The organism is Candidatus Polarisedimenticolia bacterium (genome assembly GCA_036001465.1).
Taxonomy (GTDB): Bacteria; Acidobacteriota; Polarisedimenticolia; order Gp22-AA2; family Gp22-AA2; genus Gp22-AA3.
In genome coordinates, this window is sequence record DASYUH010000103.1 from 1 (window position 1) to 19,084 (window position 19,084).

The 19,084-nt window shown below is 68.2% G+C and carries 12 protein-coding genes; 5 read left to right on the forward strand and 7 right to left on the reverse strand.

From position 1 onward, the window contains the following. A partial coding sequence (locus tag VGV60_17800; GenBank protein ID HEV8703129.1) for a ubiquinone/menaquinone biosynthesis methyltransferase occupies positions 1–522 on the reverse strand: 522 nt, incomplete at its 3' end. A gap of 279 nt (positions 523–801) precedes the next feature. Here VGV60_17800 and VGV60_17805 point away from each other — a divergent pair. The 4 genes from VGV60_17805 to VGV60_17820 all read left to right on the forward strand — a co-directional run bounded on the left by VGV60_17805 (position 802) and on the right by VGV60_17820 (position 6,675). Continuing rightward, complete coding sequence (locus VGV60_17805) at positions 802–5,304, forward strand: sialidase family protein (protein HEV8703130.1); 4,503 nt, start codon at positions 802–804, stop codon at positions 5,302–5,304. A 288-nt stretch (positions 5,305–5,592) separates the two neighbouring features. After that, positions 5,593–5,880, forward strand: coding sequence for a hypothetical protein (locus VGV60_17810; protein HEV8703131.1), 288 nt, complete (start codon positions 5,593–5,595; stop codon positions 5,878–5,880). Beyond that, complete coding sequence (locus tag VGV60_17815) at positions 5,877–6,263, forward strand: hypothetical protein (GenBank protein ID HEV8703132.1); 387 nt, start codon at positions 5,877–5,879, stop codon at positions 6,261–6,263. The genes VGV60_17810 and VGV60_17815 overlap by 4 nt, the downstream gene beginning before the upstream one ends. A gap of 7 nt (positions 6,264–6,270) precedes the next feature. After that, entirely contained in the window at positions 6,271–6,675 is a 405-nt protein-coding gene (locus VGV60_17820) for a hypothetical protein (protein ID HEV8703133.1), read from the forward strand. On the opposite strand, the gene VGV60_17825 is transcribed toward VGV60_17820, so the two are convergent. From VGV60_17825 to VGV60_17850, 6 genes are all read right to left on the reverse strand, one after another. Continuing rightward, positions 6,642–6,809 carry a hypothetical protein gene (locus tag VGV60_17825; protein HEV8703134.1) on the reverse strand — a complete coding sequence of 56 codons (168 nt, stop codon included), beginning with the start codon at positions 6,807–6,809 and terminating at the stop codon, positions 6,642–6,644. The genes VGV60_17820 and VGV60_17825 overlap by 34 nt on opposite strands. 19 nt (positions 6,810–6,828) lie before the next feature. Then, a complete protein-coding gene (locus tag VGV60_17830) occupies positions 6,829–7,443 on the reverse strand; it encodes a hypothetical protein (protein HEV8703135.1) in 615 nt (204 codons plus the stop codon). Further along, positions 7,430–11,524 carry a Pls/PosA family non-ribosomal peptide synthetase gene (locus tag VGV60_17835; protein ID HEV8703136.1) on the reverse strand — a complete coding sequence of 1,365 codons (4,095 nt, stop codon included), beginning with the start codon at positions 11,522–11,524 and terminating at the stop codon, positions 7,430–7,432. The genes VGV60_17830 and VGV60_17835 overlap by 14 nt, the downstream gene beginning before the upstream one ends. Before the next feature lie 273 nt (positions 11,525–11,797). Continuing rightward, positions 11,798–12,400: a DUF1579 domain-containing protein gene (locus VGV60_17840; protein ID HEV8703137.1), complete on the reverse strand. Its 603-nt coding sequence runs from the start codon at positions 12,398–12,400 to the stop codon at positions 11,798–11,800. 84 nt (positions 12,401–12,484) lie between these two features. After that, positions 12,485–14,206, reverse strand: coding sequence for an amidohydrolase (locus VGV60_17845; GenBank protein HEV8703138.1), 1,722 nt, complete (start codon positions 14,204–14,206; stop codon positions 12,485–12,487). Next, positions 14,203–15,612: a sigma-54 dependent transcriptional regulator gene (locus tag VGV60_17850; protein ID HEV8703139.1), complete on the reverse strand. Its 1,410-nt coding sequence runs from the start codon at positions 15,610–15,612 to the stop codon at positions 14,203–14,205. The genes VGV60_17845 and VGV60_17850 overlap by 4 nt, the downstream gene beginning before the upstream one ends. A gap of 205 nt (positions 15,613–15,817) precedes the next feature. Between VGV60_17850 and VGV60_17855 the strand changes: the two genes are divergently transcribed. Next, positions 15,818–19,072, forward strand: a complete 3,255-nt coding sequence (locus VGV60_17855; protein ID HEV8703140.1) for a two-component regulator propeller domain-containing protein — start codon at positions 15,818–15,820, stop codon at positions 19,070–19,072. The last annotated feature ends 12 nt before the right edge of the window (positions 19,073–19,084 follow it).

Consider the following 19,084-nt stretch of genomic DNA (forward strand, 5'->3'; position numbering starts at 1 on the left):
GAAGAAATAGAAGTTGTACATCTTCCACCACAGTTTCGACGGGGGGGTCGAGAACTCCAGTATACAGGCGCGGCCGCCGGGACGCAGCACCCGCAGCATCTCCCTGAGACCGGCCTTGAAGTCGGGCACGTTCCGGATGCCGAAGGCGATGGTCACGGCGTCGAACGACGCGTCGCCGAACGGCAGCGCCTCGGCGGGGGCGTTGACCAGAGAGATGGGGCCGGGCTGCCCGCCAAGCCGCTGCGCGACCTTCTTCCGCGCCAGCGCCAGCATGACGCGGCTCAGGTCCGCGCCCACGACCCGCGCCTTCCGACACTGCCGAAGCACCTCGATCGCCAGGTCGCAGGTGCCGCACGCCAGGTCGAGCACGGTCCCGTCGTCCGGCATGCCGCGCAACTGCCGCACCGCCACCCTGCGCCAGTGCAGGTCGATGCCGAGCGACAGGACCCGGTTCGTGAGGTCGTACCTCGGCGCAATGGCGTCGAAGTTGTCACGGATCTGGATGTTCCGCGGTGTCAGCACGCAAGATTCCATTGGAAGAAAACATTATAGCGGACTCGTGCGCATCATTCCCCTTCAATTCCGGGCCGCCCTGTTGACAGCTGTGTCGTGCAAGAGTATAGAAGCTGCAACTTTGCAAGTCAGGCACGGCCCTGTTTCATTTTGCGGAATGCCTGCCCCAAGGACTATGGTCTCAATGGTCATTCACTCCCAGTGTCGGTTCTTGAGAAGCCTCACTCCTCCACCCACTCGGGCATTCTCTATGGCAATGCTCCCTGCCGCGTCCCCCAAGGAGATCGCATGCCTCGAAGCCGCGTGATGGTCGTGTACCTGGGGTTCGTGCTCTGCCTGATCGCACACCTGTCCTCCAGCGCGTTGCGCGCCGCGGACACGATTCAGTGGAAAAACATTGGCCCCGGCGGTGGTGGGAACATGGTCAACACCGCCGTCAGCCCCGCAGACCCCAACATCGTCCTGATGTCTTCTGACGTCGGCGGCTTCTTCTGGTCAGGTAATGGGGGGCAGACCTGGAAGATGGCAAACCAGATTGTAGTGGCGCCCAATTGGGTCGGTGGGATTGGCAGCAGCGCGCATGCCGGATTCGGATTCGATTGGCATGCCGGGAGACAGCACATAGTTTACTTCGGGCCGGCCAAGAGCACGGATGCGGGACGGACCTGGCAGATGCACCTCGCCCCTACCACCGTCGCTGGAGCGGGTGGCGTGGTCGCTGAGAATCCACTTATCGTCTATTCGTATGGAGGTCCGATTGACGCGGTTCATGGTCCGAGGGTCTTCAGAACCAGCGATGCCTGGGAGGGTGGTCCTTTCCAAACATCTGAATTGCCTGTGGGCGCAGGCGTCATCCGCTCCCTTGTGATCAAACCAGGTGAAAACGACAAGATCATCGCGTGCGCCGATACGAACGACCCCTACGCCCCCAACTCCCAGCAGTCGGGGCTTTTCAGAAGCGACGATGGTGCTCAAAACTGGACGCGTATTGACCCTGTGTCGGCCGGGCTACCGGCGACCATCCAGTGCAGCAATCTCACTTTGCACAGGGCAACAGGCCAGCTATTCATGGCAGTACGAACGACGCCCGTGGAAGGGGCTATGTCATTCCTGGATCTGCTCTGCCCCGTACAGAACGAACTCTGCACCCTTGACCGGTTCGGAGGGGCATACAAAAGCGCAGATTGGGGAGCAACCTGGTCTCCCATCAATGGTACAGATGGCCAGGAGGAGTTGTTGCCAAACCTCGGCTTTGATACGCCCGGTCCGCCCGAGGATCCCACCATTCCGGCGCAGGATTGGACAACCGCTACTCCCAACACGGTCCATCTCGACACGACCGAGTTTCCAGGGAACTCCGTCATCAGGATTGATTCTGCTGGCAATCTCGACAGCAACGCAGTGATCAACGTGCAGGCGGCGAGTCTCTACAAGATGACTGCCTACTTCTCGTATTCGCAGGCGATCGGAGACATCGCCCTCATCGACGTGACCTGGCGCAACGCTGGTGGGCAGCCCGTCCAATTTCCGGATGGCTCGGCCGTGTCGCCAATCTACCAGAGCGTGAACAGCCCCGATCCTCCTCTCTCCACCGACCACAAGTGGGTGCGCATGGAAACGCTGCTCCGAAGGCCGGATGAAGCCGTTACGATCGAGATCAACATTCATCCCAGTCCGGGTGGAACGACCTGGATGGATAATATTTCGCTCAAACCGGCGCGGATGCTGCCGAAATATGCCGGCAGGGCACCAGGTTCTTACGCGATCGGGTACTCCGACATCGTCGTTGATCCGACTGACGTCAATACAATTTACGCTGGAACGCGAGGGGGTACGTTTCAGGACTTGTTCGTCGACCTGCGTACGGCTGATGCTGGAGGGGTCTGGAAGACGGTCGACGGCGGAGCGACCTGGACGCACGTAACCCGGGCCTCGTGGCATGACAACGTCGTCAACAACTTCGGCGCCGCCCCGGTCTGCGGTGATGGTGTCTGCGGCGGAGGCGGTGCGACGAACGGAGAGAACTGCAACACCTGTCCTCTTGACTGTCAGACCTCGCCCTGTTGTGGCAACGAGAGCTGCGATGGTGGCGAGACGTATATGTCCTGTCAGGCGGATTGTCCCTTCAGCGGCTCGAAAGAGATTTCGGTGGCAAATGGCCATCATGCAGCCAGGGCAGGTTCATACACCGTCTGGTCTCTCGGAATCGGAAGCGGGCCGACCGGGCACCAGACGCTCTACTGGGGAACGGTCAAGACCACGGATGGCGGGAACACTTGGACGGAAATGAATTCGACTCGGTACGATGCAGGTTCGCCCAAAGGGACCTGGATGGGGAACGGGGACACCAATGATGTTTTCACCTATCCGGTCGCCGGCGACAACCGCGCCCCTGGCCGCAACTGGCTGTTCTATGGAGACGACGACAATCGATTAATGGTGAGTTACAGCGGAGGAGCGAGTTTCAGCCCTGAAGGTTGGCAGTGGGGCTCGATTAGCGTGCTTGGAGATGCGGCCACCTCCATCGTTCTCGATTCAGACCCGAACACCATCTATGTTGCCACCAGCAACGGTGGGACCGGCCGATTTATTGAGGACAACACGACACATGGTGGAGTCGCCAAGGGAGTCTATGCAGCCGGCGCCTCTCCTGAAGCGATGCCCACCTGGACCTGGAGTGCCGTGGGAAATTCATTCCCACACACTACCGGCCACATCGACGTAGTGAAATCGGGCGGGGCCTTTTACGCGGCGGTCTACGGACGAGGAGTCTATAAGGCTGCCGGTGAAGGCAGCACGTGGACTTGCTTGGGTGGAGTGGCGTGTCCGAACAATTCCAATTGGATCGACCCCAATTCGACGCCCGTCGTGCCCGCCTGCGGCAACGATGGCATCTGCTGGAAAGCCTATCGCATCTATCAGGAACCGACACACGGCCGCCTTTACGTAACCTTCGGCAACCCGCTCTACAACGGCACGGCGGCTGTCGCGCTAGAAACCGGGATCTGGGAATCCAAAGATAGTGAGAATCAGTGGGTCCGGATCAGCAATCCCAATACTGGTACCGACAATGGTATGGACAGGGAGCCGATCACCGACCTGGTATTCGTGAACTCGACCACAATCCTGGCAAGTACCTGGCACGGGAACGGCGACACCTCTGATCTGGCGGGGAGCTATATCGGTGATGGTGGCATTTACCGTGGGACCTGCCCCGATACATCTCCCGCAGACGGGGTATGTGACACGGGGTCGACGTGGACCTGGGTGAAGGAGGTTTGGCAACCCGTGGTGACGGGATTGGCCGTCTCGCGTGCCACCACCGACGGTTCCATCGTCTACGCCTACGTGGGACAAGGTGGGGGCAACAATCCTCTCCCCGGACAGAACGCCGGCATCTACAAGAGCGTGGATGGCGGAGACTCGTGGACGGTCCCGCTGCAAAACACCGGCCTGATGAACCTCGGCCACGGACGGCTCTACACGAGCCCCGACACCCACAGACTGTATGCGTCGACCATCGGCGATGGGGTGTTTGAGGGGACGATCACCTGTGGACCTCTTGCGGAGGGCTTTGCGGATTCCGACGCGGATGGGACTCCTGATTGCGCCGACGCCAACACCGACATCAGCAGTCAGATTACGGTCACCGAAGGTAGCGTGTCGGGGGTGGTCGGGAATTTGAGGCTTTCCGATAATTCCTATGAAACCCTATCCGAGCAAACTACTGGGAACCCCCGCAAATTGACCAAGGTGTGGACCTTCAACAATGTTCCGATCGGGAAGCCTTATCAGCTTCGAGTCGAGGGACGCAAGATCGCCGGCGGGGGGAACTCGGTTGACGACTTCAAGTTCAGCTTCCTGACCAAGGCGGCCGGGTCGACATGCACCAATACGGACACTTATCCCCCTGCGCAGACGGACATTCTGACTGTCGTCAAGACGACCGACGACAACCAGTTTCAGAGCGCGTCGCTGGGGACACTGACGAACCCCGTCGTATGCGTTCGGGCCCAGGACAGCAAACGCACGGGGAGTGACATGCAGACGGACAGGCTGGAGCTGGACCAAGTGGTGCTCTACGGAGTGCCTCCGTGCACGGACGCCGATGAGGACGGGTACGCTGCCAGCTGCTCGTCGTGCGTAAACACCTTCTGTCCAACTGTTGACTGCGATGACACCGACTGGCAGGAAAATCAAGGCCGGACTGAAGGGCCGGCCGGTCACCCAACGTGCACCGATACCAAGGACAACAACTGCAACGGCCTGATCGACGCCGCCGACACGGCTGTCTGCCCGACAACCCAGTACGTCCTGGTCGAACGACCGAATTCGGACGCCGGGCCGAACCAGGGGACGCCATCACCGGCCGGCTCTCATTATCTGAACGTGGATGACGACCCCCACGACGGCGATACGAGCACCCTCACGTTGACCACGGCCGGACTGAGGGAGGTCTTCACGACCGCCGATCAACTCCTCGACACCGACATCGTCACAAATGTGAAGGTGAGATGGGTCGCCAAGAAGGGATCCGGCTCGGGCTGGTCTGGGAAAGCCGGTCTGGTCATCGGCGCGTCCGCGTCCGAATACTACGGACCGACCAGAACTCTCACGACGAACTACACCCTCTACGAGGAGAGCTTCTCGCTCAACCCCGCGACGAACCAGGCATGGGCCGTCTGGGAGGTACGAGCGGCGAAGCTCATCTACCAGCAGGTGACGAACGGCATGCAGCTTCCCAGGGCGAAGCTCACCGAACTTGTCCTGGTGGTGACTGTGTTGCGCTGATCGGGGGCCCTCGTGGCCCGCTTCCCCCGCGTCGCTGTGCTGCGGCTTGCCGTCCTGGATCTCGAACCAGGAGACCCTGCTCCAGACGTAGATGTGAAACTCGGGGAGAAGGTTGATCGGCGTGGAGATCGAGCGTCGGGTTCGCGCGCTGTCGCGGATCTGGATGTTCCGCGGTGTCAGGCCGAACGGGGACATGGAAACCCACAATATTCAGGGTGACCCGCGCCCGCCTCATGTGTTACCGTGGTACCATTGTAACGGTGGGCCAGCCACGGGAGGATCGGACCGATGCCGCAGACCAAGCGCAAGGGGACGGCCGCGCGGGCCCGCCCGGTCGTGGAGCGGGTGCAGACCGGGCTCCGCCTCGAGAAGAAGATCCTCAAGGTCCTGAAGGCGCTGGCGGAGTACCACGACATCTCCCTCGGGGATCTTCTCGAGGGGATCGTGCTGCATGCCTTCGACGGCAAGCCGGCGTTCGGCGGCGATTCGCTGCGCCGCATCGCCGACATCAAGCGGATCTACGGCCTGACCCTCGATTCGTCGGACAGTCATCGCCTGGTGGAGAAGGACGCGTGAGCCTTGACCGCAGAGACGTGTCGATCGCGGTGCTGCGCGTGGTGCTCGGCGCGGTCCTGCTTCTCGGGGCGTGCCTGGAGGTGGCGCACGCCCGATCCGCCGCCACGGCCCACGCTCTTCCTCCGGCGTGGGCCCGGCTGACGATCGCCTGGAGCGAGATCGTCGCGGCGGTCCTGTTCCTCATCCCGCCGTGCGCGCGGATCGGGGCGATCCTGCTGCTCGCCGTCCTGGCCGCGGCCGCCGTCATTCATCTCGCGCACGGCCAGAACCCGGCCGCGCTCCTGGTCTACGCCTCCGCCGTGCTGGTCGTCCTGGCGCACCGCGGCGGGCGAGGCCCGCTCGCGGACGGACGCGGCCCGATCCCCGCCGGGCCGGTCGGTTGAGAGGGGCATGGCCGTGGACGATCGCGAGCTCATCGAGCGGTTCGAAGACTGCACCCTCCCCGAGGACCGCTTCCACCACGTCGATCACGTCCGGCTGGCCTGGCTCTACCTGTCCCGGCTGCCGCTCGTGCAGGCGCTGGAGCGGTACACCGCGGGGCTGAAGCGCTTCGCCGCCGCGGCCGGCAAGCCCGACCGGTATCACGAGACGATCACCTGGGCCTATCTGTTCCTGATCCACGAGCGCATGGAGCGCGGCGGACGACCCCGGTCGTGGGAGGAGTTCATCGCCGCCAACCCGGATCTGAAAACCTGGGACGGGGGAGTGCTCGGGAGGTACTACCGGAAGGAGACGCTCGACTCGGGCCTGGCCCGCCGGATCTATGTGCTTCCCGACGGGGGAATCGATCTGTAGGCCAGAACGAATGCCACGGCCAGGCCGAGGTCGATCAGGCCGCCGACGAGAACCGGCCCTGCGATGCGGTGGCACGCGAACAGCGCGATCGACGCCCCGCCGAAGGCCAGCTTCTCGAGCACAGACGGCAGCATGGCGGGTCGAAAATTGGCCCTAGAACACGAGCGACCGGACGAGGCGGAACTCGCTCTCGTCGCCGAAACGGGCCGAGGCCGCCCACGTCCCCTGGTGGTCGTTCCACTTGAAGACCGGACCGATGACGCGGACGATCTCTCCCTCGTATTCGTAGGCCGACGCCGAGGCCCCGACCTCGAAGCGCCGGATCACACGGGTCCAGTCGAGCGTGTCCACGAAGGTGTAGGCGGAGACCTCGCCGCGTACCGGGAAGAAGTGCCCCAGGAAGCACTGGAAACGCGCTTTCTCGCGCTCGACGTAGATGAGGGCCCCGAGCGTGGCGCCCCGCTCGCCGTACTGGCGCCCGAAGCCGGCGTAGACGATCGGGATCACGCTGGAGCGCTCGGACGACGAGAGGTCGTAGCCCAGCCCCACGTGAAGCTCGTCCATCCCCGGCTCGCCGGTGTACAGGGCGTCGAAGACCAGGCCGCTGTCGAAGCTGTGGTTGAGATCGACGAAGCGGTACTCGGTCGAGGCGGCCCGCATCTCGAGCTCGGTCTCCGCCTCGGCCAGGACGGGGCGGGGGAGCGCCGCCAGGATGAACAGGGCGGCAAGGATGGGGGGCAGCTTCCCGACGACGCTACGCGGCGGCATCGTCCATCGGCGCCTCGTCCTCGATGCGCGCGGCGGCCGGCAGGCCGGTCCAGGCCGTGCCGGCGGGGAGGCGCTCCCCCTTCATCAGAAGCGACAGCGCGTCGAGGGACGAGCCGGCCTCCATCTCCGAGTCGTACAGGACGACCGAGCACGATCCCACCACCGCGTCCGCGCCGATGCGCGCCCCGGAGGCCTTCAGCACCCGGTCCTCGAACAGGTGTGTCTGCACGACGCAGTCCTCGTTCAGCGCGGCGCGATCCCCGACGTCGACGAGGTCGAACTCCAGAAAGCCCGTGGTGTGGAGATAGACCTGGCGCCCGATCCGCGCGCCGAGGAGCCGCAGATAGAAGGGGAGGAACGGCGTCCCCTGCAGCGCGTCGAGGGCGAGCGGTGTCGAGAGGAACTCGTACAGGGCGTTCGCCAGCTCCAGCCGCCAGATGAACGGCGTCCACAGCGGGCGGACGAACGGTCGGAAGCGCCCCATGAGGGCCCATTTCACCAGCACCACGCCGCCGAGCACCAGGGCGCAGACGGCGGCGTAGACGATGGGCAGGAGCGCGAGGGTGGCGCCGGCGCCGAGCGTGCCCCGGAGCCCGAGGGCCGTCCTGACGGTCGCCGCCATGACGACGATGAATCCCGCCGGGACCAGGGTCACGCGCAGGATCTCGAAGGCGGCCCGGGCCAGGCGGAGGCGCCTGCCCGGGTGGAACGTCTTCGTCTCGGAGAACGCCTTGCTCGTCTCCCGGCGCGGCAGCAGGATCGGCGGCGAGCCGAGCCACGAGGCGCCCGTGCGGGCCGCCGCGCTCGGATCGCCGGGGGCGATCGACAGGACGCCGATGAGCGAGCCGTCGCCGACCGCCAGGCCCGACGGCACCACGCCGCTGTTGCCGATGAAGACGCGGCGGCCGAGGCGGGTCGGCGCCGTCGTCATCCAGCCCCCCTCGACGCGCGGCTCGCCGAGCGACACCTCGTCGGCGATCGTGCACTCGTCGCCGATGTCGAGGAGGTCGGGGGTCGTCAGCGAGGCCGTCGACAGCTCGACGGACCGGCCGAGCCGGGCGCCGAGCGCGCGGTACCACGGCGCGAGGTAGAGCGTCGCGTGCAGCTGACCGACGTGATCGAGGCTCATGGCCAGCAGCTGATCCACGATCCAGTGCCGCACGTAGAACCCGCCGTGCAGCGGGTACGTGCCGGCTCGAACGCGTCCGACGAGGAGCCACTTGAGCAGCACCACCTCGGCCGTGAGGAGCAGGACGAACGACGCGCCGACGAGCGGAGTCGCCGCCAGGTACAGGAGCGGCTGGGCGAACGGATCGAGCCGGGTCAGGAGGGAGACCCCCGGCACGAAGGCGACGAGCAGGAGGACCGGCAGGACCGGCACGAGCGCCGCGTAAAGCGCCGTGCTCGCGGCGCGACGAAGCGGTGAGCGCGCCGGGGGCGGCGCAACCGGCTTCACCGGCCCCCGGACGGGACGCGCCGGCGAGCCGGCCCAGGTTTCGCCGGCCGGGACTCGCGCGCCGCGGGGGAGGAGCGACAGATCGTCGAGCCGCGCCCCATCCTCCATCACCACACCGTCGGAAAGCATCGACCGCGTCCCCACGAAGCACCGGGCGCCGACGCGCGTCGGCCCGAGGACCAGCTCCTGGTCCTCGACCGTGTAGCCCGGAAGCGACGCGTCGTGGTCGATCGACGCGCCGTCGCCGATCGCCACCAGGTCGAAGGCGGCGAATCGATCGGTGGCGAGATGGACGTCCTTCCCGATCCGTGCGCCGAGGAGGCGGTAGACGAACGGCAGGAGCGGCGTCCCGAAAAGGTAGTCCAGGGGGAGCGACGCGACCAGGGCCTGCACGAGCCACCAGCGCACGTAGTACCAGCCCCAGAGAGGATGGCGGCCCGGCCGGATGCGCCCGAGCAGGGTCCACTTGGCCGCGACGGCGACCAGGACGAGCGCCGGGAAGACGAGCAGGCTGCAACCCACGCCCCAGACGGCGGCCTGGAGCGCCGGCGCGCCGTTCTCCAGGAGAAGAAAGAAGACGAGGTACGGCGTGATCGACTGGAGAACATGGAAGCCGGACACGACGTACAGCCCGAGCGCCTGGAGGGCACCCGCCAGGCGGTGGCGGGCCGGGCCGGCGCCGCCCGAGCCGGGGCGCGCAGGCGCCCGCCAGGCGGCAGACGGATCGGACGCGCGCGGCGGCCCGTTGCGGCGCGACGCGATGTCGAGCGCCGAGGCGAGCTTCCTGATCGTCGGGTGCTCGTAGACATCGATCACCGAGACGGACGCGAAGCGCGGATCGCGGCGCAGCTCCGAGACCATCTTCGCGACCAGCAGCGAGTGGCCCCCCAGGTCGAGGAAGAAGTCGTCGTCCAGGGAGACGTCATGCGGGCGGAAGAGGGCGCTCCAGACTTCCGCGATGCTCCTTTCGGTGGACGTGCGTGACCGTGCCGCGTCCGTGTCCGTCCGCGATCGCCCGCCTCCGTTCTCCCGCTCGGCGACTTCCTGCCGCGCGCTCCTCCCGCGCGGCGGCGGGAGCGAGGCGCGGTCGAGCTTGCCGCTCGGAAGGCGCGGCAGCTCGCCGATCGTCTCGATCGTCGCCGGCACCATGTAGGCCGGCAGCCGGGTCCGAAGGTGAGCGACAAGCCGCGTTTCGTCCACGTGGCCGTTCTTCGGGACGATGTAGCCGACCAGCTGCTGCACGCCGGGCGGGTCCTCGCGCACGGCGCAGGCGGCCGCGCGGACGCCCTCTCCCTCCGCCAGGACCGCTTCGATCTCCTGGAGCTCCACCCTGAAGCCGCGGAGCTTCACCTGTCCGTCGAGGCGCCCGAGAAACTCGATGTCCCCCCGCGCATCGAGCCGCCCCAGGTCGCCGGTGCGGTACAGGCGCGCGGCGACGGGCTCCCCGGGCGCGACCCCGTCGGCCGCGAGCCGGTCCGGCACGAAGCGCGCCCGCGTCTCGTCCGGGCGGTTCACGTAGCCGCGCGCGACGCCGATGCCGCCGATGCAGATCTCGCCCGCCTCGCCGGGGGGGACCGGCCGTAGCCTTTCGTCGAGAAGGTGGACGCGGTAGCCGGGGATGGCGCGGCCGATGGTCACGGGCCGGCCGGGAGCGAGCTCGGCGCAGGTCGCGATGACGGTGGTCTCCGTCGGCCCATAGGTGTTCACGATGCGCCGCCCCCGGCGCGACCAGAGATCGACGAGATGCGGGGGACACGCCTCCCCGCCGAGGATGAGCAGCCGCAGCGTCGGGATGTCCTCGGCGAGGATCGTCAGGAGCGTCGGCACGGTCGAGAGGACCGTCACGCCGCGCTCGGCGAGCAGGCGCGACAGGTCCGGCCCCGCGTGCAACATGGCGCCGGTCGCCGGGACGAGCGTCGCCCCCGCCTGGAATGCCAGCCAGATCTCCTCGATCGAGAGGTCGAAGGCGAGCGAGGCCCCCTGGAAGACCCGGTCGTCGGGCCTCACGCCGTAGATGCGGCTCTCGGCGCGCACCAGGTGGACGGCGCTCCGGTGCTCGATCATCACTCCCTTGGGGCGGCCGGTCGATCCGGAGGTATAGATGATGTAGCAGAGATCCCGCGGTCCGGCCCCGGCCGCGCCCGGCTCCAGCCGCGCCGACGGCTCGGCCCCGATCCAGTCGCGATCGGCATCGACGCAGATGACCTCGCGACCGGGGACCGCGTGCGGTCCCGCCAGGGCCCTGGTCGTCACCAGCGCGCGGGCGCCGGAATCCTCCAGGATGCAGGCCACGCGGTCGGCCGGGTACTCCGGATCGATCGGCACGTACGCCGCCCCCGACTTGAGGATCGCCAGGATGGCGGCATACGCGTCGATCGATCTCGGCAACATCATCGCGACGATCGATCCGCGGGTCACGCCGCGACCGAGCAGGTGCCGGGCCAGCCGGTTCGCGCGGCCCTCGAGGTCGGCGTAGGTCGTACGCTCCCCGCCGCAGTCGACGGCGACCGCCTGCGGCCTGGCGTCGGCCTGGATCTCGAAGATCTCGTGCAGGGCCCCGGCGCGCGATGCAACGTCGGAAATTGCCGGGGCCGGGTCCGAGGAGGTCAGCATGCGAGAGCGCAAGAAGCCATCCATAGGTGTCCTCCCGTAGAAGACGTCCTGGAAAAACGGCAGCCGCTCGTACGATGTCGGGACAGGCTAGCGCGAGAGTCGAAGGGGGTCGATGGGAAGAAGCCCTGAAATGGGGCTGGGGATTTCCCTTAAGGGAATTTCTGGATGCCGGACATCTCGGGGTGCTGCGCGGGTGCGAAGCAGATTGCGCGGCGCTGCCACGGGTGCTCGGCGCGCCGGGGCGGGCGGCGCCCCTCGTGGACTGTGAGGCGCCGCCCGCTCGAGCTAGGACTTGGTGTAGGTGATCTCCATCATCTTCATTTCCTTGCCGTCCTTGCCCGGGGCATACATCTCGAAGACCTCGGTCGTCGGGCTCGTCCAGCGGGTGGTCATCCGCGCCGTGATCGGGCCCTTCTTGACCGGATCGTTCCAGCTGCCGGTGAAGGTGCAGGTCTTCTTGGCGTCGCAGGTCCCCGTGCTCACCATGAGTCCGGTCGACATGCTGTCCATCCAGGTCGACCAGTACTTGCCGGAGACGTTGTCGAAGCCCCGCATGCCATGGCCGGTGAAGGGGGTCCCCATCATCGAGCTGTTCACGTCCTCGACCATGACGCGACCATCCATCACCATCTTGCGCGTCGCGGTCCCGGTCTCCTCCATGGGGGGCCCACCCGGCTCGTGCCAGCTCTTGATCGCCATCTTGTAGGTGCCGGCCATGGCGGCCATGGATTGATGCTGCGGGCCTATCGCGCCGGCCTTCGCGTACGCCTCCATCTCGGCCTTCTGCTCGGGGGTCATCTGGGGCGGCTCATTCCCCGCCAGCGCGGGCGTGCCGAGCAGCACGACGGCGGCGGCGGTCAACAGGGTCCCTGACGGTTTGCGGAGCATAGAACCTCCTGAGAGAAACGATCGGTTTACGGGCTGCATGGCGGCGGGGATTATACCGCTTCGCCCAGCCGAGGCGCCGTCGATTCAGGGCCCCGCCTGGTGGACGACCCTGCCCCCCGCGATGGTGGCCCTGACCGTGACGTTCTTGATCGTCTTCGGGTCGATCGCGAAGATGTCGTCGCTGAGGATCACCAGGTCCGCCAGCTTGCCGGGGGCGATCGAGCCCTTCTCCTTCTCCTGGAACTCGGCGCAGGCGGAGCCGAGCGTGTACGCCTCGACCGCCTCTCTGATGGAGATCTTCTGCTCCGGCACCCAGCCGCCGGGGTTCTTGCCGTCGAGCGTGGCGCGGGTGACGGCGGCGTACAACGACTGCATCGGGTCGAGCGGCGCCACGCTCCAGTCGGTGCCGAACGCCAGCCGGACGCCGCGGTCGAGGAACGTCCTGAAGGCGTAGGTCGTCTTGATCCGCTCGGGGCCGATCCGCTTCTCGGCCCAGCGGCCGTCGTCGATGGCGTGGTACGGCTGCATCGACGCGATGACGTGCTGCGCCGCGAAGCGCTCGAAGTCCTTCGGGGCGACGTGCTGGGCGTGCTCGATGCGGCAGCGCCGGTCCCGCCCGCCGTTCGCCTTCGCCACGTCGGCGAACAGATCGAGGATCATCGAGATCGCCTGGTCGCCGATGGCGTGGACGCACAGCTGCAGGCCGGCGGCGTCGGCCCGGGTCATGCGCTCGCGCATCCCCGAGAGCGGCTGCATCTCCTCCGACAGCAGTCCGCGGCTCCCGGGCGTGTCGGTGAACGGCTCGAAGAAGTAGGCGGTCGTCGAGCCGAGCGACCCGTCCGCGTATCCCTTCAGGGCCCCCAGCCTGAGCCACGGCGATCCGAAGGCGCGGCGGAGGCCGATCTTCGCCTGGTCCTCCCAGCCGGCCAGGGGAGGAGCGGCGTAGATGCGCGCCGTCAGCTCGCCGCGCTCGAGCAGCTCGGCGTAGACGGCGATGTCGGCGTACTCCGGGTTCATGTCCTGCACGGAGGTGACGCCGAGCCGGGCCGCGTGGGCCAGGGCCCGGCGCGCCGCCCGCATCCGCTGGTCGCGCGTGAACGGCGGGATGACCTTGTAGATGGCGCTCATCGCCGCGTCCTTGAACAGCCCGTTAGGCTCGCCCGAGGCGTCGTGCACGATCTCCCCGCCCGGAGGGTCGGGGGTCTTCGCCGTGACCCCGGCCAGCCGGATGGCGGCCGAGTTGGCCAGCGCCATGTGGCCGTCGTAGCGGGCGAGGAAGACCGGCGTGTCCCCGGTGACCCGGTCGATGAGCGTCCGGTCCGGCAGGGTCGCAGGGTCCCACATCTGCTCGTCCCAGTTGCCGCCCTGGACCCATTCCCCCTTCGGGGTCCGGGCGACCTGCGCGGCGATGCGCTTGGTGAATTCCGCCGGCGTGGGGGCGTCCTTCAGGTCGACGTTGTCGAGGTCCATGCCGCCCGTGACGAAGTGGACATGGGCATCGTTGAACCCCGGCACGACGCGGCGTCCGCCGGCATCGATGACGCGGGTCGCGGGTCCGCGCCAGGCCTCGATCTCGGCGCGGCTGCCGGCGGCGACGATCCGCTCGCCGAGGATGGCGACGGCCGCGCACTCGGGGCGCGCCGGGTCGGCGGTGAACACCTTGGCGTTCGTGACGATCAGATCGGCGGCTGGGGCGCCGGCGGCCTTCGGAGCGGGTGCCGCCGGTGGCGCCGCGGCCCCGGGCCCCGTCAGAGCGAGCGCGACTGCCGCGGAAACGACCGACGACCGCATGGCATGACTCATCATTCCGGTCCCTCCGGCGCGTCGAGGGCGATGCCGTACTTCTTCGCCTTCCTGTAGAGCGTGCCGCGGGCGATCCCGAGGTCGCGCGCGGCCGCCCGGATGTTGCCGCCGCGCGCCTTCAGGGCCTGCTCGAGCAGGCGTTTCTCGGCGTCCACGATCGTGGTCGCCGGAACGGGGGTCGGCAGGGCGGCGCCGCGCGGCGCGGCCGGCGCGCCGGCCTGGAGCGGCGGCAGGTGCTCGGGGCGGATCGGCGACGCCGGGGAGCACAGGATGCTGGCGCGCTCGATGACGTTGCGCAGCTCCCGCACGTTCCCCGGCCACGCGTACGACTGCAGGAGCCGCGCGGCCGCCTCGGAGATCGCCGGGTCCGCCGGCGCCGGACCCGGGACGGCGTGGCCGGCCGCCTCGCGGTACTCGGCCAGAAAACCATACGCGAGCGGCAGGACGTCGGCGTGCCGATCCCGCAGGGGCGGAAGCCTGATGGCGAAGACGTTCAGGCGGTAGAGAAGGTCCTGCCGGAAGCCCCCCTGGGTCACCGCGCGATCGAGATCGCGGTGGGTCGCTGCCAGGAGGCGGACGTCGGCCTCGATCTCTGCCAGGCCGCCCACGCGCCGGAAGCGCCCCTCCTCCAGGACCTTCAGGAGCTTCGCCTGGATCCCGTAGTCCATCTCGCCGATCTCGTCCAGAAGGAGCGTGCCGCCGTCCGCCGCCTCGAACAGGCCAATCTTCTTTTCCGTGGCCCCTGTGAAGGAGCCGCGCTCGTGGCCGAACAGCTCGGACTCCGTCAGGTCCTTCTGCAGTCCGGCGCAGTTCAGCTCCACGAACGGCTGGGCGCGCCGCGGCGACAGGGCGTGGATGTGCCGCGCGAGCATCCCTTTCCCCGTGCCGGTCTCTCCCAGAAGCAGCACGGTCGTGTCCCGCCCCGCCACCGCCTCGGCCAGGCGCAGCGCGGCCGCCATCCCCGGAGAGTCCCCCAGCCGTGCCGGCGCGCGGCCCGATCCCAGTCTCTCGAGCCGGGCCGTCCTGTTCCTGAGCGCCCAGGTCTCCAGTCCCTTCTCCACGAGCGCCAGGAGGCGCTTCGGGTCGAGCGGCTTGGTGACGAAGTTGTCGGCGCCGCGCTGCATCGCCTCCACCGCCATCTCGATGCTCCCCTGGGCGGTCATCATGATGATCGCCATCTCCGGACGGAGCGCCCGCAGCCGGGGCAGCAGATCGAGCCCGCTCTCCCCGCCGAGCCGGACGTCCACCAGCGCCAGGCGCACCGGCACCCGCGTCGCGATCTCGAGCGCCGCCGTGCCGGTCTCGGCGCACGAGACCGGGTGGCCGGCGTGCGCGAGCAGTCCCGCCAGCGCCTCGTTGAGCGACGGGTCGTCGTCGACGATCAGGATCTTCCGGGTCGCCTGCGTCATCGGGATCCGATCGGGCCTCCGGGCGTCAGACTAGGCCGGTGCCCGCGTCCCGGTCAAGCGCTCCGAAGCGGGCGCCCCGAAGTCTTGACGACCCCGATGCCCCCGCATACACTCCTGCCGCTCTTCCACAGGCGGAACTCTTCGAACGATGACCCTGCGCCGAAGCCCGCGGTCCTCAGCCCCGCGTCCGGTCCGGCGCAGCAGCATGCTCGTGGCGGCGCGGCTCCCGGCGCTGCGCCAGGCGCTCATCCCCGCGCTCCTCCTGTCCGGGGTGGTCCCCGCCTGGGCGCTCGATCCCGCCCGCCAGGTCACGCAGTACGTCCACGATGTCTGGCAGAAAGCCGACGGCCTGCCGCAGAACTCCGTGAAGGAAATTGTCCAGACGCGCGACGGCTACCTGTGGTTGGCGACCCAGGATGGCGTGGCCCGTTTCGACGGCGTCCGCTTCACCGTGTTCAACACCCGCACGACGCCGGCGTTTCTGGACGACAACGTCTGGGCGCTGCGGGAGGACCGGGACGGCCGGTTGTGGATCGGCACGCGCGGCGGCCTCATGGCGCGGACCGGGAACGGGTTCGCGTCGTACACGACGAAGGACGGCCTCCCGGCCAACCACGTGCGGGGGATCTACCAGGATCGGAAGGGGACGCTGTGGATCGCCAACGCGGGGGAGCTGGCGATCTTCGAGAACGGCCGCGGCCGCGTCTACAAGGACCGGGCGGGAGTCGGCGTCACCGGCGGGTCGTCGTTCTGCGAGACCGCGGACGGGAGCCTGTGGATCGCCGCCGGCCGCCTCTACCGGCTGAAAGACGACCTGTTCACGGTGTACGACGAAGCCCGCGGGGTCCCGGGCCGGGTCTTCGTCGTGGCCCCGGGGCCGGACGGGGCCCTCTGGTACGGCACGCTGGGCCTGGGGGCGGGACGCATCGAAGGGGATCGCGTCGTGCGGGTGACCGTGAAGGAGGGCCTGCCGTCCGATATGGTGATGGCCCTGGGCGCGGACCGCGACGGAACCATGTGGATCGGCACGAGCGGCGGCGGCCTGGTGCGCTATCGCGACGGGACCTTCGCCGCGCTGCGCGCCGACAACGGGCTTCTGGCCGACGAGGTCAACTCGCTGCGCGAGGACGTCGAGGGAAGCCTCTGGGTCGGGACCAACGGCGGCGGGCTTCACAGATTGAAGGACGGGGATTTCCTGACGTTCGGCATCGCCGAGGGGCTCACGACCCGGGTGGTGTCCACCGTCCTCGAGTCCACCGACGGCTCGGTGTGGGCCGGGACGGTGGGAGGCGGCGCCTATCGCCTGCGGAACGGCGCGTTCACGCGCTTCACCACGAAGGACGGGCTGCCGCACGACTCGGTGATCTCGATCGCCGAGGATGGGGCGGGAACGATCTGGCTCGGCACGGCCGGCGGCGGGCTGAGCCGCATGGAGAAGAACGGCCGGTTCGCCTCGTTCCCGAAGGGGAACGCCGAGGGAGGCGTCATCGTCAGCGCGCTCGAGGCGGGACGTGACGGGAGTTTGTGGATCGGGAGCGATCGCGGCCTGCGCCGCCTGCGCGACGGTGTTCTGACCCCCGTGCCGGACGTGGTCGGGGGGCGGGCGTACGTCACCGCCCTGCACGAAGACGCGCGCGGGACCCTCTGGATCGGCACGTTCGGGGGGGGCCTCAAGAGCCTGCGGGACGGCACGGTGACCGCCTACACCACGAAGGAAGGGTTGTCGGACGACCGGGTCGCGTCGCTGTGGGAGGACGCCGCGGGGACCCTCTGGATCGGCACGCAGGGAGGCGGCCTCGATCGCTTCAAGGACGGGGCGTTTACCGCCTGGCGCGCGCGCGACGGCCTGTGCAGCGACACCGTGTTCCGGGTGCTCGAGGACGACCTGGGGAATCTCTGGATGAGCTCGAACGACGGCGTGTTCCGCGTCTCGAAGAAAGATCTCGAGTCGCACAGCCCCGGAAGCGGTCCCCCCATCGAGTGCGTCCCCTACGGCCGATCGAGCGGCATCCGGGGGAGCGAGTGCAACGGCGGCTCGCAACCGGCCGGGTGGAAGGGGCGCGACGGCCGTCTCTGGTTCCCGACCGGCGACGGCATCGTGGCGGTCGACCCGAAACACCTGCGCCGCAACGACCGCCCGCCCGCGGTGGTCGTGGAGACGCTCGTCGCCGACGGGCGCAGCCTCGCCGGCCCGGCGGGCCGCGAGGCCGTGGGCGGCGATGCGGCAGGCGGCGATGCGGCAGGCGGCGATGTGGCGGGCGGCGGGCCGGTCACGGTGCCGGCCGGAACGGAGAGGTTCGAGTTCGAGTACGCCGCCCTGAGTTTCCTGGACCCCGCGAAGATGAGATTCCGCTACCGCATGGACGGGCTCGACCGCGACTGGGTGGACGCCGGGACCGAGCGCGTCGCCCATTACACGCGCCTGCCGCCCGGACAGCACCGCTTCCGGGTGGTCGCCTGCAACAACGACGGCGTGTGGAACGAGGCCGGGGCCTCCCTGGATCTCTATATCAAGCCGTTCTTCTATCAGACCTGGTGGTTCTACGGCCTGTGCGCCGCCTCGGTCGTCCTCCTCGGAGGGGGGGCCTTCCGCCTGCGGGTCCGCCGCCTCGAGACCCGCCAGCGGGAGCTGTCCACCCTGGTCGCGGTGCGCACGGAGGCGCTGACGATCGCCCAGGATCAGCTGAAGGAGTGGAACCGCACCCTGGAGGGGCGCGTGCGGGAGGCGACCCTGGCGGTGAAGGAGTCGGAACGGATGGCGGCCTACGGGCACATGGTCGCGGGCGTGGCGCACGAGGTCCGCCACCCGATCTTCGCCCTGCAGGCCGCGGCCTACGTCCTGACGGACGGCCTGGCCGAGCGCACCGATCTCCGCTCGCAGCTGAACATCCTGGAGCGCGAGACGAAGCGCATGACGACCCTGATGGACGATCTCCTTCAGTTCGCTCGTCCCGCGGAGCTGGTGTTCGCTCCGGCCGACGTCAAGGCCCTGCTGCACGAAGCGGTGGAGACGTACCGGGACGAGCACCCGGGGGACGCGACCGCGATGGAGGTGCACGCGGCCGACGGCCTTCCGTCCGTCGTCCTGGACCGAAGCCGCCTGGTGCAGGTCCTCCTGAACCTGATGGACAACGCGCGCAAGCACGCCGCCGGGATGACGCGCATCACCCTGACCGCGAGCGCGGCCGGGTCGGGGGGCGGAATGGGGCCCGGGTCGGGGGCCGGCAAGGCCGGAGAGACGACGGTGCGCTTGGCGGTGGCGAACGACGGGGCCGGTGTGGCCGCCGACCACCTGTCACGCATCTTCGAGCCGTTCTACACCACGGGAAGGGGATCCGGTCTCGGGCTGGCGATCGTCCGCCGGATCGTGCGGGACCACGGCGGCTCGATCGACGTCGAGTCCAAGCCGGAGCGGGGGACGGTCTTCACCATCATCCTGCCGGCCCGGGGACCCGCTTAGGGAGCGGAGGGC

Excerpts from the sequence above, each read along its gene's own strand:
- VGV60_17805 (HEV8703130.1), top strand. The coding sequence starts at position 802 with ATGCCTCGAAGCCGCGTGATGGTCGTGTACCTGGGGTTCGTGCTCTGC.
- VGV60_17810 (HEV8703131.1), top strand. The coding sequence starts at position 5,593 with ATGCCGCAGACCAAGCGCAAGGGGACGGCCGCGCGGGCCCGCCCGGTC.
- VGV60_17820 (HEV8703133.1), top strand. The coding sequence starts at position 6,271 with ATGGCCGTGGACGATCGCGAGCTCATCGAGCGGTTCGAAGACTGCACC.
- VGV60_17825 (HEV8703134.1), bottom strand. The coding sequence starts at position 6,809 with ATGCTGCCGTCTGTGCTCGAGAAGCTGGCCTTCGGCGGGGCGTCGATC.
- VGV60_17830 (HEV8703135.1), bottom strand. The coding sequence starts at position 7,443 with ATGCCGCCGCGTAGCGTCGTCGGGAAGCTGCCCCCCATCCTTGCCGCC.
- VGV60_17840 (HEV8703137.1), bottom strand. The coding sequence starts at position 12,400 with ATGCTCCGCAAACCGTCAGGGACCCTGTTGACCGCCGCCGCCGTCGTG.
- VGV60_17845 (HEV8703138.1), bottom strand. The coding sequence starts at position 14,206 with ATGATGAGTCATGCCATGCGGTCGTCGGTCGTTTCCGCGGCAGTCGCG.
- VGV60_17850 (HEV8703139.1), bottom strand. The coding sequence starts at position 15,612 with ATGACGCAGGCGACCCGGAAGATCCTGATCGTCGACGACGACCCGTCG.
- VGV60_17855 (HEV8703140.1), top strand. The coding sequence starts at position 15,818 with ATGCTCGTGGCGGCGCGGCTCCCGGCGCTGCGCCAGGCGCTCATCCCC.